General features: G+C 46.3%; 17 protein-coding genes. 8 read left to right on the forward strand and 9 right to left on the reverse strand.

Translation table 11 applies throughout. The annotated features are described in order from the left end of the window. Positions 1 to 60 precede the first annotated feature (60 nt). The gene (gene trhA, locus ACQEXR_RS12740; protein WP_426952775.1) at positions 61 to 714 is read left to right on the forward strand and encodes a PAQR family membrane homeostasis protein TrhA; all 654 of its coding nucleotides are present in this window, start codon (positions 61 to 63) and stop codon (positions 712 to 714) included. Here the strand turns inward: trhA and ACQEXR_RS12745 are convergent. The 6 genes from ACQEXR_RS12745 to def all read right to left on the reverse strand — a co-directional run bounded on the left by ACQEXR_RS12745 (position 711) and on the right by def (position 7,022). Further along, positions 711 to 1,262 carry a DUF3157 family protein gene (locus ACQEXR_RS12745; protein WP_427020456.1) on the reverse strand — a complete coding sequence of 184 codons (552 nt, stop codon included), beginning with the start codon at positions 1,260 to 1,262 and terminating at the stop codon, positions 711 to 713. The two genes, trhA and ACQEXR_RS12745, sit on opposite strands and share 4 nt — an antisense overlap. A 9-nt stretch (positions 1,263 to 1,271) precedes the next feature. Then, positions 1,272 to 2,717 carry a TrkH family potassium uptake protein gene (locus ACQEXR_RS12750; protein ID WP_427020457.1) on the reverse strand — a complete coding sequence of 482 codons (1,446 nt, stop codon included), beginning with the start codon at positions 2,715 to 2,717 and terminating at the stop codon, positions 1,272 to 1,274. A 9-nt stretch (positions 2,718 to 2,726) separates the two neighbouring features. Next, positions 2,727 to 4,103: a Trk system potassium transporter TrkA gene (gene trkA / locus ACQEXR_RS12755; protein WP_331417340.1), complete on the reverse strand. Its 1,377-nt coding sequence runs from the start codon at positions 4,101 to 4,103 to the stop codon at positions 2,727 to 2,729. 56 nt (positions 4,104 to 4,159) lie between these two features. Next, positions 4,160 to 5,440: a 16S rRNA (cytosine(967)-C(5))-methyltransferase RsmB gene (gene rsmB / locus ACQEXR_RS12760; RefSeq protein ID WP_426952772.1), complete on the reverse strand. Its 1,281-nt coding sequence runs from the start codon at positions 5,438 to 5,440 to the stop codon at positions 4,160 to 4,162. A gap of 89 nt (positions 5,441 to 5,529) precedes the next feature. Further along, complete coding sequence (gene fmt, locus ACQEXR_RS12765) at positions 5,530 to 6,477, reverse strand: methionyl-tRNA formyltransferase (protein WP_426952770.1); 948 nt, start codon at positions 6,475 to 6,477, stop codon at positions 5,530 to 5,532. 26 nt (positions 6,478 to 6,503) lie between these two features. Beyond that, on the reverse strand, positions 6,504 to 7,022 hold the full coding sequence (def, locus tag ACQEXR_RS12770) for a peptide deformylase (RefSeq protein ID WP_138972826.1): 519 nt from the start codon (positions 7,020 to 7,022) through the stop codon (positions 6,504 to 6,506). A gap of 281 nt (positions 7,023 to 7,303) precedes the next feature. Here def and dprA point away from each other — a divergent pair, with 281 nt between their 5' ends. The 3 genes from dprA to ACQEXR_RS12785 are packed head-to-tail and all read left to right on the forward strand — an operon-like array spanning position 7,304 to position 9,507. Continuing rightward, entirely contained in the window at positions 7,304 to 8,425 is a 1,122-nt protein-coding gene (gene dprA, locus ACQEXR_RS12775; RefSeq protein ID WP_426952768.1) for a DNA-processing protein DprA, read from the forward strand. Between the two features lie 2 nt (positions 8,426 to 8,427). Then, positions 8,428 to 8,907 (forward strand): DUF494 family protein, encoded by a 480-nt coding sequence (locus tag ACQEXR_RS12780; RefSeq protein WP_269378311.1) that lies wholly within the window; start codon positions 8,428 to 8,430, stop codon positions 8,905 to 8,907. A 15-nt stretch (positions 8,908 to 8,922) separates the two neighbouring features. Continuing rightward, a complete protein-coding gene (locus ACQEXR_RS12785) occupies positions 8,923 to 9,507 on the forward strand; it encodes a topoisomerase DNA-binding C4 zinc finger domain-containing protein (protein WP_426952766.1) in 585 nt (194 codons plus the stop codon). Positions 9,508 to 9,545: 38 nt separating this feature from the next. On the opposite strand, the gene ACQEXR_RS12790 is transcribed toward ACQEXR_RS12785, so the two are convergent. Both ACQEXR_RS12790 and purE read right to left on the reverse strand, forming a co-directional pair. Next, a complete protein-coding gene (locus ACQEXR_RS12790; protein ID WP_331427158.1) occupies positions 9,546 to 10,679 on the reverse strand; it encodes a 5-(carboxyamino)imidazole ribonucleotide synthase in 1,134 nt (377 codons plus the stop codon). A 4-nt stretch (positions 10,680 to 10,683) separates the two neighbouring features. After that, on the reverse strand, positions 10,684 to 11,169 hold the full coding sequence (gene purE / locus ACQEXR_RS12795; protein ID WP_138972821.1) for a 5-(carboxyamino)imidazole ribonucleotide mutase: 486 nt from the start codon (positions 11,167 to 11,169) through the stop codon (positions 10,684 to 10,686). 192 nt (positions 11,170 to 11,361) lie between these two features. Here purE and ACQEXR_RS12800 point away from each other — a divergent pair, with 192 nt between their 5' ends. From ACQEXR_RS12800 to ACQEXR_RS12815, 4 genes are all read left to right on the forward strand, one after another. Then, positions 11,362 to 11,919 carry an L-threonylcarbamoyladenylate synthase gene (locus tag ACQEXR_RS12800; RefSeq protein WP_427020458.1) on the forward strand — a complete coding sequence of 186 codons (558 nt, stop codon included), beginning with the start codon at positions 11,362 to 11,364 and terminating at the stop codon, positions 11,917 to 11,919. Positions 11,920 to 11,940: 21 nt separating this feature from the next. After that, positions 11,941 to 12,858, forward strand: a complete 918-nt coding sequence (gene hemF / locus ACQEXR_RS12805; RefSeq protein ID WP_331417347.1) for an oxygen-dependent coproporphyrinogen oxidase — start codon at positions 11,941 to 11,943, stop codon at positions 12,856 to 12,858. Positions 12,859 to 12,933: 75 nt separating this feature from the next. Beyond that, positions 12,934 to 13,767, forward strand: coding sequence for a shikimate dehydrogenase (gene aroE / locus ACQEXR_RS12810; RefSeq protein WP_427020459.1), 834 nt, complete (start codon positions 12,934 to 12,936; stop codon positions 13,765 to 13,767). Positions 13,768 to 13,769: 2 nt separating this feature from the next. Next, the gene (locus ACQEXR_RS12815) at positions 13,770 to 14,036 is read left to right on the forward strand and encodes a DUF1488 domain-containing protein (RefSeq protein ID WP_331417349.1); all 267 of its coding nucleotides are present in this window, start codon (positions 13,770 to 13,772) and stop codon (positions 14,034 to 14,036) included. On the opposite strand, the gene ACQEXR_RS12820 is transcribed toward ACQEXR_RS12815, so the two are convergent. Continuing rightward, on the reverse strand, positions 14,029 to 14,577 hold the full coding sequence (locus ACQEXR_RS12820; RefSeq protein ID WP_138972816.1) for a gamma carbonic anhydrase family protein: 549 nt from the start codon (positions 14,575 to 14,577) through the stop codon (positions 14,029 to 14,031). The two genes, ACQEXR_RS12815 and ACQEXR_RS12820, sit on opposite strands and share 8 nt — an antisense overlap. Between the last annotated feature and the right edge of the window lie 609 nt (positions 14,578 to 15,186).

A 15,186-nucleotide genomic window follows, 5' to 3' on the forward strand; every position in this document is an offset into this window, starting at 1 on the left:
AAGCTTAATGTGCCATACTCCTGAGTAATTATTCCAATCGTTACTCAAGAGTAAGGTCAAATGTCTGCGAATCCAGCCGTTGCATACAGTGTTAAAGAAGAGTTTGCCAATACGATCACCCACGCTTTTGGAATGGTGCTGAGTATTGTTGGCTTGGTACTGTTACTGCTCAAATCTACAGAACACAACGCCGATACGCTGACAATTACCAGCATGAGTATTTACGGCGGCAGCATGATTGTGCTGTTTCTTGCTTCTACTCTCTACCATGCCGTCCCCTATCAAAAAGCGAAACGAGCGCTTAAAACTTTCGACCATTGTGCTATCTACTTACTTATAGCGGGTAGCTATACACCGTTTCTTCTGGTGAGTTTGCGTACACCTTTAGCAATCAGTTTGATGGTGGTGATTTGGAGTATTGCTCTGTTTGGCATCATTATGAAGATGGCGTTTGTCTATCGGTTTAAACGGCTTTCTCTTGCCACGTATCTGATCATGGGTTGGTTATCATTGATAGTGATTTATCAATTAGCGATGCATTTAGCGCTTGGAGGGCTAACTTTGCTTGCTGCTGGTGGAGTGATCTATTCGTTGGGAGTGATCTTCTATGTTGCTAAACGCATCCCCTACAATCATGCAATCTGGCATGGCTTTGTTTTAGCAGGATGCGCTTGCCATTTTTTCGCGATTTATCTTTATGTCGACCCTGTTTAACGGGTTTCGACTTTGATGATTTTTGCGTTGATTTGGTACTGTTCAGCGCGTTCAACAGGGATCTTGATTGTTTTACCTGCGACGGCCTGTTGAGGTCTTAGGTAGGTATCAGCAAGGCGCTTGATGGAAGTCCAAACCGCAAATGTTTGTTCAGAGATAACCTCTCCAGACATGTTTAATAACTCTACCTCTACTTCAACCAGTACGACAGACTGAGTGCTTTGGTTCGTCAAAGAGGTCTCAATAACCAACTGATCAGATTGATACTGTGCAGCTCCAAGCAGTACATCAACGCCAGAGTCAGATAGCTGCATTACTGGTTTTTGGCTACCAAGTTGAATTACGCTGCCCACTTGTCGGTTAATCACAGGAATAGTCGCGACGGTTTTTACTGGGATAGACGGTGTATCAGTTGACGCTTCAACTATGTATTGCCAAGTAAAATCATCATTCAGCTGTACTTGGCGCCCATCGGCAAGAGTGACTGTCTGCGCCGCGTAAATCATAGTGCTCGCAAGCAAGCATGAAAGTCCAATCGTCGTTTTCATATTTATTCCTTAACGTCGCCAGAAGGCAGGGAAGAAAAGCACCAGTAGAGTCAGTATCTCTAAGCGTCCCATTAACATTCCCAGGCTGAGGAGCCATTTAGCAGCGTCAGGTAGGGGAGCAAAGTTGCCTGTTGGTCCGATAATAGAACCCATCCCAGGTCCAACGTTTGCAACCGCAGTAATAGAGCCCGAAATACTGGTAATTGGGTCAAGGCCCATGGCACTCAGTCCCCCAGCAATCGCGATAATCGTGATAAAAAAAGTTAAGCCGAAAGCCACTACTGAACGCACGATATCATCATTGACCGGACGGTTGTTGTAGCGTTGAACAAATACACCAGAAGGGTGAATTAGTTTCATCATCTGCTTGTTGAGTAGGGTTACAGCAATCTGAAAGCGGAAAACTTTGATGCCGCCAGAGGTAGAACCGGAACAGGCGCCTGCCATCATTAAGAACGCAAATAGAGTGGTTGGCAGAGCTCCCCAAGCGGTGAAATCTTCAAGACCAAATCCGGTGGTAGTGACAACGGAGACGATGTTAAACATGGATACTCGCAGGGCATCGATCACCGCGTAGCCATCTCGAATCACCAACCAAGCCGATATAATTAGACTGCTTATAAGAAATAAATAAGTGAATCCACGCACCTGAGCATCATTGAGCAGCTCATTCAAGCGACGTTTTCTGATGACGGCAACGAACAATAAGAAGGGCAGTCCACCTAAAAACATAAACAAGGTCGCGACCCAATGAGCGCCATTTGAGAAGTGGTTCATTGAGCCATCAGAAGTGGAGTAGCCACCAGTCGATAGCGTGGTAAAGGCATGGTTAATGGCCTCAAATAGATTCATTCCTGTTATCAGGTAGCCAACAATACACAAACCCGTTAACGCCAGATAAACCGCAACAATGTTTTTAGCCACTGTTTTGGCTCTTGGGCTACTTTTATCTGACCAGTCTGATGATTCGGTATGGAAGAGCTTCATACCACCAACGTTTAACATCGGAAGAACCGCAACAGCCATGACGATAAAGCCAATGCCTCCCAGCCACTGCAATATTGAACGCCACAGCAGGATACTTGGCGCCATATTGTCTAGCCCACTTAGCACCGTAGACCCAGTAGTAGTGATGCCTGACATGGTTTCAAAGTAGGCGTCAGTGAAACTGATATGATTGATAAACACGAATGGTAAGGCGGCAAAAGCACTGGCGATAGTCCATACCAAACTGGTGATCAGAAACATGTCACGCACACTGAGTTTAAAGTCTCTCGTTCGCCCGACACTTAGGCAGCAGAAGGCGGCTAAATGGGTGATTAGCACAGCTTGACCAAATTCGAGAAAACCCGAAGTACCAGTGATAAAGGCGACTAAGGTGGGGACGTACATAAATAGGGCTAGTTTAGAAAGTACTAACCCTATTACAAAAAGTACGGGACGAAAGTTAACCATAACCCGAGCCTATAGGAAGAATGGACTTGGCTGGAATAGTGCTTCTACGTCTGGTACGTACTTCTTATCAACGAGGAACATCACTACGTGATCATCCTGTTCGATAACCGTACGGTCATGGGCAATGAGTACCTCTTCACCACGGACGATTGCGCCGATAGTGGTACCCGGTGGTAGTTTGATGTCGCCAATCGCTCGGCCAACCACCTTGGACGTGGTTTCATCGCCGTGGGCGATTGCTTCGATTGCTTCAGCGGCTCCACGACGTAGTGAAGATACGTTGACAATATCTGCTCGACGCACGTGGGTTAGCAGTGCTGATATTGTGGCCTGCTGTGGCGAGATCGCAACGTCGATAACACCGCCTTGTACAAGGTCAACATAGGCACCGCGTTGGATCAACACCATTACCTTCTTTGCTCCCATACGTTTGGCGAGCATGGCTGACATAATGTTGGTTTCATCTTCGTTGGTTAGAGCAATAAATACATCAACCTGATCGATGTTCTCTTCAGCTAGCAATTCTTGGTCGGCAGCATCGCCACAGAAAACAATGGTGTTCTCTAGTTCTTCAGACAGCGTTTCAGCTCGCTGATAGCTTCGTTCAATAAGTTTGACGCTGTATGACTGCTCAAGACGACGCGCTAGGCTGGCACCGATGTTACCCCCGCCGACGATCATGATGCGACGATAAGGTTTTTCAAGACGTTGCAGTTCACTCATGACTGAGCGGATATGATTGCTGGCGGCGACAAAGAACACTTCATCATCAGCCTCGATAATGGTTGTACCCTGAGGTCTGATAGGTCGACCTTGACGGAAAATCGCCGCTACACGAGTATCGATATGCGGCATGTGTTCACGCAATGCCGACAGCGCGTTACCCACTAATGGGCCACCGTAATAGGCTTTCACCGCAACCAGGCTGACTTTCTGTTCTGCGAAGCTCACAACCTGTAAAGCTCCTGGATACTGGATCAAGCGTTCAATGTAACTGGTGACGAGTTCTTCAGGTGCAATTAAATGATCGACGGGTACGGCGCCAGATTGGAATAGTGCTTCTTTTTCAGCGAGGTATTCTGGTGAACGAATACGAGCGATACGGTTTGGTGTATTAAACAGAGAAAAAGCCACCTGACAAGCGGCCATGTTAGTTTCATCCATGTTGGTTACTGCAACCAACATATCAGCATCTTGTGCACCGGCTTCGCGCAGTACGTCTGGGTGACTTGCGTGACCATTAACCACACGGAGATCGTATTTGTCTTGAAGCTCACGCAGACGATCTGAGTCTCTATCGACGATGGTGATGTCGTTGTTCTCACCGACAAGGTTTTCTGCCAACGTGCCGCCAACTTGACCCGCACCAAGAATGATGATTTTCATACCGTTTTCTCGTTTAACTACTTAAAAAGGCGACAGGGTTGCTGCCGTCCTATCACTTACGCGTTCTTAGTTAGGATGGCGTAATAGAAGCCATCCATATCCTCTTCACCTGGTAAAATCTGACGTCCAGGGTTACTCACATCTGAACCTTGCAACTGAGCGTCTGAAGTGCGAGCTAGGAAAGCTTTCACCTGCTCCTTGTTCTCTTGAGGTGTGATTGAACAGGTTGCATACACTAGAGTGCCGCCCGGCTTCAGTTGTTGCCACATTGCATCAAGGATTTCGCTTTGTAGCTCGGCCAAGGCGGCAATGTCGTCAGCTCGGCGTAACCACTTGATATCAGGGTGACGACGAATAACGCCAGTCGCAGAACAAGGTGCATCGAGTAGAATGCGATCAAATTGCTCACCTTGCCACCAATCTTGCGGATTTCGTGCGTCACCGCAAATCACTTTGGCTTTGAGGTTCAAACGCTGCAAGTTATCGTGAACGCGCTTCAAACGTGTATCGTCGCAATCAATGGCAACCACTTCACAACCCTGAGTACGTTCCAGAATGTGTGCTGTTTTACCGCCAGGGGCCGCACAACAGTCTAAGATCAATTCGCCATCTTGCGGTGTTAGGTAGTTAATCGATAACTGCGCGGCCGCATCCTGAACGGACACCCAACCTTTTTCAAAGCCAGGCAGTTTTGTCACGTCACATGGGGTGGCCAATTTTACGGCGTCTTTGGCTTCACTATGAATCGTGTTATCAATGTTTTCATTTTTAAGTAATTCAAGGTATTCATCACGCGAGTGGTGTTGGTGGTTAACACGTAGCCACATTGGTGCTTTGTTGTTGTTCGCTTCAACAATCTCTTGCCACTGCTCTGGATAGCTCTCTTGAAGTAACTTCAGTAGCCAACTTGGATGACCATATTTGCCAGCATTGTGACTCACCGCTATTGCGTCTAACTCTTGCTGATGACGCTGATAATTACGTAAAACTGCGTTGATCAAGCCGCGTAGACGTGGGCCTTTAAGAGTGTTTGTCCCCTCTACCGTTTCACCTACCGCCGCATGCGCGGGAATACGCATAAAGCTAAGTTGGTAGATACCGACCAGAATCAGGTGGTGAAAGACACGTTGTTTACCTTTGAGTGGCTTATCCATCAACTCGTTGGCAATGGATTCCAAGCGTGGGAGGTAACGTAGTGCACCATAACAAATCTCTTGTAATAGTGCGTGATCACGAGGCTTGATAGTTTGTTGAGCCGCAGGGAGTGCGCTCGAAAGAGAGTGACCTTTGTCGACCACTTGGAATAGGACGTTGGCTGCAGCAGCGCGAACATTCATGTTGAGTACCTTAATGGTGCGAGAGCATCTCTGCTCTCGAAAAGTTCGTAATAGTGAGCCCAATGATAATGACTGAGCTCGAATGGGGACTAGCTAAGTACGCTACCCACTTCAAACCAGTTTGCACGAGAGTTAAGAATATCTTGTACTGGCATGGCTTTTTTACCCGGTATCTGTAGCTGTTCTAGGACAAGTACACCTTTGCCTGTCGCGACATAGATACCAGACTTGTCTGCTTGCAAAATTGTGCCCGCAGGTTTCGCTGAAGTTTGCTCTTCAACACGGCTTTGCCAAACTTTGATGCTATTTTCAGCGGCATCAAAGTGGCTCATTGGCCAAGGATTGAACGCACGGACGCAACGCTCGATGTGTTGAGCCTCATCATTCCAGTTGATACGAGCTTCTTCTTTGCTGAGTTTTTTCGCGTAGTTTGCCAGTTCATCGTCTTGCTTTTCTGCCACAGCCGTACCATTCGCGATATCTGTTAGGCATTCCACCAAAGCTTGAGGACCAAGTTCTGCTAACTTCTCGTACATTGATGTGCTGGTGTCGTTAGCCTCAATAGGTAGAGTGGCAATTTTTAGCATATCGCCAGTATCAAGGCCGATATCCATTTGCATGATGGTCACGCCAGTCTCTTTGTCGCCCGCCCAAATAGAACGTTGAATCGGAGCCGCACCACGCCAGCGTGGAAGAATTGAACCATGAACGTTAATACAACCGAGTTTTGGTGTATCGAGTACCGCTTGAGGCAGAAGCAGACCGTAAGCAACCACAACCATGAGATCGGCATTCAGTTCTGCCAATTCTTGTTTCGCCTCATCTGATTTGAAGTTTTCTGGCTGATATACCGGAATGTTATGCTCAAGAGCGATATTTTTAACTGGGCTTGCTGTCAGCTTCTTACCTCGACCCGCTGGGCGATCTGGTTGAGTGTAAACAGCAATGATCTCGTGCTCCGAAGACAACAACGCCGCCAAGTGACGGGCGGCGAAATCCGGAGTACCAGCAAAAACAATTTTTAAAGGTTTGCTCAAGGTACCTTCCTTCTATTAGTTAGCGATTAAGCGTTCGTATTTTTCTCGTTGAAGCGTTTAATTTTCGCAAGCTTGTCTTGGATGCGTTTACGCTTTAGAGGCGAAAGATAATCTACAAAAAGTTTGCCTTCTAAGTGGTCAAGCTCATGCTGAACACAAATAGCTAATAGATCGTCAGCTTCAAAAGTGAATTCTTCGCCATCACGATTAAGTGCTTTTACCGTTACTTCAGCTGCTCGTGGCACAAGTGCACGTGCGCCAGGAACCGATAGACAGCCTTCTTCAATGCCATCTTCACCGCGTTTTTCGATGATTTCTGGGTTGATCAGAACCATAGGTTCGTCACGGGTATCGGAAACATCGATAACAACGATACGTTGGTGGAAATCTACTTGGGTTGCAGCCAAGCCGATACCTTCTTCGTCGTACATGGTTTCAATCATGTCATCAACGAACTTTTGAATCTCAGGTGTCACTGCTTCTACGGGCTTTGCCACTGTGCGCAGGCGATCATCTGGGAATGTTAATACTTGTAATACAGACATATACACTCGAATGTTGAACTGTGCCAAATCAGGATAAACCTTGTTGGCTCAATTCTAGACATTTTACATCTCAAATGACAGCATCAATGCGGCTTTTTGAGTCGCTTCTTGTTCATGAAGCGAGTGATGTCGATGACACAACCACGCAACTAGAGCTGCTAATTGTGGTGGTTTTGTTAAGTGATTGAGTGCTTGGTGCATATTTACGGGGTAGGAAATCTTTAAACTTCAAGCTGCCTACGTACCCCTAAGGCAAGCTTGTAAAACATCAAGGAATAGCAGTGGTATCTGATGAAGAACTCAGTGCTTGGTTGTCACTGTATTTTACTCCCGGAATTGGCTCTAAGAGCTTTACTCGCTTATTGGAATACGATTCTCCCATCAATATCGTTACCTCTAAAGCGACTGCCTTATTAGCTCTAGGAATGAACGACAGGCAGGTTGACTATCTTCACCATCGCGCACGGAAAGACGTAGAGCAGTGTTTTGATTGGCAGGCGCAGATGGGCAATAACCACATCGTCACATTACTTGATCAAGGTTATCCCGAACTTTTAAAACAGGCTTCAGGTTCACCTGCAATTTTATTTGTTAAAGGGAGTGTTGAGAGCTTGTCGCAACCTCAAATAGCGATAGTGGGCAGTCGATCCGCCAGTCATGAAGGGCTTGATACGGCTCGTCAATTTGCCAAGCATTTGGTGAAGCAGGGTTTAGCTGTGACCAGTGGGCTAGCGCTTGGGGTCGATGGATACGCACATGATGGTGCTCTACAGGGGGGCGGACAAACTCTTGCCGTTCTAGGGTGTGGTTTACAGACCGTTTATCCTACACGCCACCGTGATTTGGCGGGTCGAATTCTTGATGCTGGAGGCGCGCTAGTTTCTGAATTGCATCCTCATGCCAAACCAAAGTCGGCACACTTTCCGCGTCGTAACAGAATAATTAGTGGCCTTTCTGTTGGTGTTTTGGTTGTCGAGGCGGCGGAAAAGAGTGGTTCCCTTATTACTGCTCGTTACGCTCTTGAACAAGGGCGAGAAGTGTTTGCCTTGCCAGGTTCAATTCACAATGTGAACGCGAGGGGATGTAACCTTCTAATTAAACAGGGGGCTTGCTTGGTATTAACGGTGGATGACATTGTGAGTGAAGTAGAAACGCTTTTGCAGTGGTCTAACAAAAGTGAGCCTCCGATTCAAAATGAGCTATTCAATGAAATTGGTGGTAAAGAACAATTGCCATTTCCTCAGCTGTTAGCTAACGTAGGAAGTAAGGCTACACCAGTTGATATTCTTGCAAACAGGACCAATATACCTGTGCAGGAAGTCATGATGCAGCTCTTGGAGCTTGAGCTCTCAGGGCATGTTGTTGCAGTTTGTGGTGGCTATATTCTTAAGGGGAGGGGCTAGCTATGATGATGGATATCCTAATGTATCTATTCGAGACCTACATCCATAGCGATGCAGATTTACAGGTCAATCAAGATGAGCTAGAAGAAGAGCTTCTTCGCGCTGGTTTTCATCAAAAAGACATATACAAAGCTCTCGTCTGGCTAGAAGAGTTAGCAGCACTGCAGCAAAGTGAAACTCACTCGGCGATTTCAGTGTGTAGCACTTCAAACTCAACTCGTATTTATACGGCTAAAGAGTGTGAACGTCTTAGCCTTGAATGTCGTGGTTTTTTAACCTTTTTAGAGCAGGTTAATGTGTTGACGACAGAAACTCGTGAAATGGTTATCGACCGTATTATGGGTTTAGAAACTGATGAGTTTGAGTTAGACGATCTGAAATGGATTGTGTTGATGGTGCTATTTAATGTGCCAGGTAATGAAAATGCTTATACGCTTATGGAAGAGCTGTTGTATACCAAAGAGCAAGGTATTCTGCATTAATCTTCAAGAGTAGATATGAGTAACAAAATAGATCATCAGTTGTTCTCTGCCCATGAACATGCGTTAGAGCATCAAGCATGTCCTAAGTGTCAGGAACAGCACCGTGAGGGTGAACTTCAGCTTCGTCATGGTAGGCATGGTCCTTTTCTCGGTTGCAACCAGTATCCGGCCTGCGACTACATTAAGCCATTGCATCAAAATGATGGCCATATCGTTAAAGAGTTAGGTGTAGCGTGCCCAGAGTGCGGTAATGAACTGGTTTTGCGTCAGGGTCGCTATGGCATGTTCATTGGATGCAGTCACTATCCCCAGTGCCAACATATTGAGTCGCTCGAAAAGCCAAAACAAGAGCACACGCCACAAACGTACACTTGTCCTGAATGCCATAAAGGACAGCTTGTCGAACGTAAAACGCGCTTTGGCAAACTCTTTTATGCTTGTGACAACTATCCAAAATGCAAGTTTGCCGTGAATCAACCCCCAGTTGCAGGCAGTTGCGAGCAATGTGGTTATCCACTATTAGTCGAGAAGAAACTCGCCAGTGGCAATAAGCGCCAGTGCGCAAATCGTAAATGTCATCACACCCAATCAGAGCAATAAAAAACGGCGCATAAAGCGCCGTTTTTGCTTCTTATTCTCTATTCCGAGAAGTGCTCGGCAAATTCATGCACCGCAGGAAAAGCTTGCTTATCAAGCAGGTTGGCCAGCGCGCATAATTTGCGTTGAAGTTCACCGTTGTAGTCACCACAGACATTGATATGTCCCATCTTGCGTCCAGCACGTTTCTCTTTGCCGTACCAGTGGATATGACACCCATCCATCGCAAGCACTTCTGTTGGTAGTGTATCTTCACCTAAGATGTTGATCATTGAGGTCGAACGGATCAGTTTTGTACTGCCAAGTGGTAAGCCACACACTGCACGTAGATGGTTTTCAAACTGACAGGTTTCTGCACCTTGTTGAGTCCAGTGACCTGAGTTGTGTACTCGTGGCGCGATTTCATTGACCAGCAGGGTGCCGTCGACATCAAAAAACTCCAGCGCTAATACACCCACATACTCGAGTCGCTCTGCGATCGCAGTAAACATCGCCTTTGCTTGTTCTTGCAGTTCAGTATCTGCAATCGCGGTTGAGAGAGTCAGCACGCCGTCTGTGTGGATGTTCTCTGCGAGTGGGTAGACGGCGATTGAACCATCTTTACCACGAGCACCAACCAAAGAGACTTCTCGGTTGAAAGGAACAAACTGTTCTGCAACGATCGCTTGTGTAGGCGTTGCCGCAATGCAATCAGCCATCTCAGTCCAGATTTGCTCTACTTGAGCCATCTCTTTCAAACGCCATTGACCTTTGCCATCATAGCCACCTAGCGCACTCTTGAGCACCATTGGAATACCGACATGGTCGATAGCCTGATCGAAATCTTCGCGCGTCTCGATCACATAATACTTAGCATTGCGAACATCCGCTTGATCGAGAAGCGACTTTTCAAGTCGACGATCGCCGCCAGCTTTAATCGCTTGTGTTGATGGGAGAAACTTTCCGCTTTGCTCGCAGATCTCAAGAATAGGATGTGGAATATGTTCAAACTCTGCGGTGATGACATCCGCTTTTTCGATCGCATTTTCCAACCCGTGGCCAATAACAGCTTGTGTTAGTGGGTGAACAATATTTTCACTACCGACATCGTAGGCAGAGATCTCAATGTTAAGAGGTGCACCAGCAAGTGACATCATTCGCGCCAGTTGGCCTGCGCCTAACACTAAAACATGCATCGACTTAATCCTCTGCTGGATTTGGGTTTGCTAGAACGGTTTCAGTTTGCTCACGACGGAAAGCTTCCACTTTCGCCATGATTTCTTCATCGTGAGTACCTAGGATTTGAGCAGCGAGAATGCCTGCGTTTGCTGCGCCAGCCTCACCAATAGCAAGAGTACCAACGGCAATCCCTTTCGGCATCTGAACGATGGAGTACAGTGAATCCAATCCACTCAGTGCACGAGACTGAACGGGTACACCCAGTACAGGTAGAGATGTAAAGGCTGCCGCCATACCTGGTAGATGTGCTGCGCCACCTGCGCCAGCAATAATCACTTTTAGCCCACGTTGCTTTGCGGTGGTTGCGTAATCTGCAAGAAGCTGAGGGGTACGGTGCGCTGACACAACTTTGGTTTCGTACTCAACGCCAAACTTGTCTAGCATTTCTGCGGCTAGCTTCATTGTTGGCCAATCTGATTTTGAACCCATGATGATACCGACTTTCATCTCAAACTCCTTCAAAGCACATAGAATAGTGAGCAAATAATTTGAGCGCATTATACGGGGATTTCCGATCGAAGCAAACGTTTGCGTTGGGTTTGAAAGCGACGCCTATGAATTTGTCGACAAATAGCTTTAGTGTGTGGTTGCGAATATTTGTACACTTGTGCGGATTGATGATTAATAGGAAGTGATTTGGTGGATAACTTTGATAAGGCGCTCAGCGCTTTGCGTAATGGTGAAGTCATCGCTTACCCAACCGAAGGCGTGTTTGGGGTCGGATGCGATCCCGATAATCCTCAAGCCATTGATAAGCTACTAAAACTCAAACAGAGACCAAAGGACAAAGGGCTGATTCTCATCGCAGCAAGTTACCAGCAGTTGCTGCCTTATATTGATGAATCTCAGTTGACGCCAAAGCAGTTAGCGCAAGTAAAGCAAAGTTGGCCCGGACCGGTAACTTGGATCATGCCTTGTAGCGATAAAGTCTCTGTCTGGGTTTGCGGTCAATATAATTCGATTGCAGTTCGTGTGAGTGATCATCCTTTGGTACAAAAGATGTGTAATGCATTTGGAAAGCCGTTAACCTCTACCAGCGCGAACTTGACCGGTCAGCCACCTTGTATGACGACTGATGAAGTCTACCAGCAATTGGGTAGCCAATTGGTTGCTGTCTTGGAGGGGGAAACAGGGGGGCGTAATAAACCCAGTGAGATTCGCGATGCTAAAACCTCACAAGTATTAAGACAGGGATAACCCTGCAGTTAAGGAAGTCGTATGTCAGCCATAGATAAACTAGCGGTTAAGCAGTTTTTAATGAAACTTCAGGATTCAATTTGTCAGCAGTTGGAAGAGGCTGATGGACAAGCGGTGTTTGTCGAAGATGCATGGCACCGTGAACCTGGAGAGAAATTGGGCGGGGGCGGCCGTACTCGTGTCATGAAAGATGGTGCGGTATTTGAACAAGGTGGAGTTAACTTCTCCCACGTTGAAGGGAAAGAGATGCCGGCTTCAGCAACAGCGCATCGTCCTGAACTGGCTGGGCGTCGTTTTGAAGCGATGGGGGTCTCTTTGGTTATGCACCCGAATAACCCTTATGTACCAACCTCTCACGCTAATGTACGTTTCTTTATTGCCGAGAAAGAGGGTGAAGACCCTATCTGGTGGTTCGGTGGTGGCTTCGATTTAACGCCATTCTACCCATTCGAAGAAGATGCTCAGTACTGGCACAACACGGCTAAGGAAGTGTGTGCCCCGTTCGGTAGCGAAGTTTATCCAGAACATAAAGCTTGGTGTGACCGATATTTCTATCTCCCTCATCGCGATGAAACTCGTGGTGTTGGCGGCTTGTTCTTTGATGATCTCAACCATTGGGAATTCGACAAGTGCTTTGATTACATCAAGGCGGTCGGTGAAGGTTATACTCAAGCTTATTTGCCTATTATCGAGCGTCGTAAAGAGACTGCATACGGCGAGCGTGAACGTCAGTTCCAGTTATATCGCCGAGGTCGCTATGTTGAGTTTAACCTAGTGTTTGACCGTGGCACTCTATTTGGCCTACAGAGTGGTGGCCGGACTGAGTCGATCCTAATGTCGATGCCTCCGCTTGCGCGTTGGGAGTATGCTTATCAAGTTGAACCTAACTCACCGGAAGCGGAGCTCTATGATCATTACCTTAAACCAAGAGAGTGGTAAGGCTTTCTTCCTTATATAGATAGTGATAGGGTCAACTTAACTTAGTTGACCCTTTTTATTTCTGCAGGTAAGGATATGACACAGCAAATAGATCGTTATGCCGTTTTTGGTAATCCCATTGGACACAGTAAATCCCCTTTTATTCATACTCTATTTGCTCGCCAGACTAACCAGTCTCTTACTTACACAGCAGAGCTTGCGCCTGTTGGTGAATTTAACAGTGCCGCAAAGATGTTTTTTTCTACTGGCGGCAAAGGGTGCAATGTGACAGTGCCGTTCAAAGAAGATGCTTACCAATTCGCGACACGACTGACTGAGCGAGCGAAACTCGCTGGTGCGGTCAATACCTTAAAGAAGCTGGATGATGGAGAAATCATTGGTGACAACACCGATGGGGAAGGGCTGGTACAAGATCTGTTGCAACACCAAGTGCCGCTGAAAGATGCGCGAATACTTATCATTGGTGCTGGTGGCGCAGCGAGAGGGGTAATAAAGCCATTACTTGATCAACAACCAAGTGAAATCGTTATTACCAACCGAACATTCTCCAAGGCGTTGCAGCTTGAAGAGATGTTTTCTCCATATGGACGGGTCCAGTCCGTAGCAATGTCAGAGATAAATGATGGCTTTGATGTGGTGATTAACTCTACGTCGGCGAGTCTAAGTGGTGAACTTCCTGAAATCTCTCCTGATATATTTACTAAGCATACGCATGTCTACGACATGATGTACAGTGCGGGCAACACAGCGTTTAATCAATGGGCTATAGATAATAAGGTAGCCGCTGCCTACGATGGCTTGGGTATGTTGGTTGGTCAGGCCGCAGAAAGCTTTATGTTGTGGCGTGGACTTCGACCAGGAACCAAACAAATTCTGCGCGAACTGCGTAAGAATCTAGAAGGAATGTAAAATTGAATCAGTCGATCCTATTTCCAGATCTACAGTCTTGGGATGAGCAACATAAAGAGATGACGTTCCCTGCTCAGCTGGCTGGGGCACTCATTGAATGTGTCATTACTCAGGCTGAATTGGAAAAATTATCCGGACAAACCATCAACAATGCCCAACAAGCCCTAGACCTCTTTACTCAATATCGTTTTGATCTAGAGGAACTTGCCGAGCAACTTATCGAAGATGAAGAGTTCAACGCTGATGGAAAAGTAGAGGTAACTAATTAAGGTCTTCTACCTGATGTAGGTAGTCCTCTTTGTTCTGTACATAGTTATCTGCAGATTTTTGCAAGAAAGCACGCTCGGCATCGTTAAGAGGGCGTGCTTGTTTGATTGGGCTGCCTACATAAAGATAACCGCTTTGCAAAACCTTTCCGGGTGGAACCAGACTGCCTGCTCCTATCATTACCTCATCTTCTATTACAACACCATCCAGTACGATTGCGCCCATACCAACTAAAACACGGTCTTTGATGGTACAGCCATGAAGCATCACCTTGTGACCTATGGTTACGTCATTGCCAATAATAAGAGGGTAGCCTTCTGGGTTGGCTGCGTTTTTATGGGTAACATGAAGTACGCTTCCATCTTGGATATTAGTACGTTCGCCTATATGGATATGGTTAACGTCTCCGCGAGCGGCCACCAAAGGCCAAACGCTAGAGTCATCGCCAATTTGAATGTCGCCAACTAAAATAGAACTACTATCTATATAGACGCGTTGGCCGATTTGGGGCTTGATACCTTTATAACTGCGCAGAGAGCTCATTTTATCTCCTAGTAAGAAGGGGGAATTTGCCAATATTGGCGTAGAAAAGTGACAAAAACAGATGGTTTTGAATAGAAAATACCCAAACAGCAAAAAAATCAAAAAAAACTCAAAAAAGCACTTGCCAATGTGATGGCGATCTCTATAATGCCCCCTCGCTGACACGGGAACAGTTCGAAGCTAAGGTTTCGAAAGAATGAAAGCCCAGTTAGCAGGTCGCTTAGCCAAGTGGAAACACTTGAAAAAAGTTTGAAAAAAGTGGTTGACACTAAACTTTATCTCGCTAAAATGACCGCCTCTTCCGAAGTGATGTTGGTCACAAAGAAGAGCAGCTCTTTAACAATATAAACCTATCAATCTGTGTGGGCACTCGTTGATGATAATCCAATTAGAAGCTTAGGCTTCAAATTAGGTTTCAATGAAACGAAGTGACCATTCGAATTGGGCAACAGCCTTGAGCTGTTTTGTTTTACTTTCTCAAAAGTAAAGACCAATAAGAGCACAGTCAATTCAAACATTACTTATGTAATGTTCAGTATTCATTGAGCCGACAAAATCTTAAATTGAAGAGTTTGATCATGGCTCAGATTGAACGCTGGCGGCAGGCCT

Source organism: Vibrio sp. TRT 2004 (genome assembly GCF_050113735.1).
Taxonomy (GTDB): domain Bacteria; phylum Pseudomonadota; class Gammaproteobacteria; order Enterobacterales; family Vibrionaceae; genus Vibrio.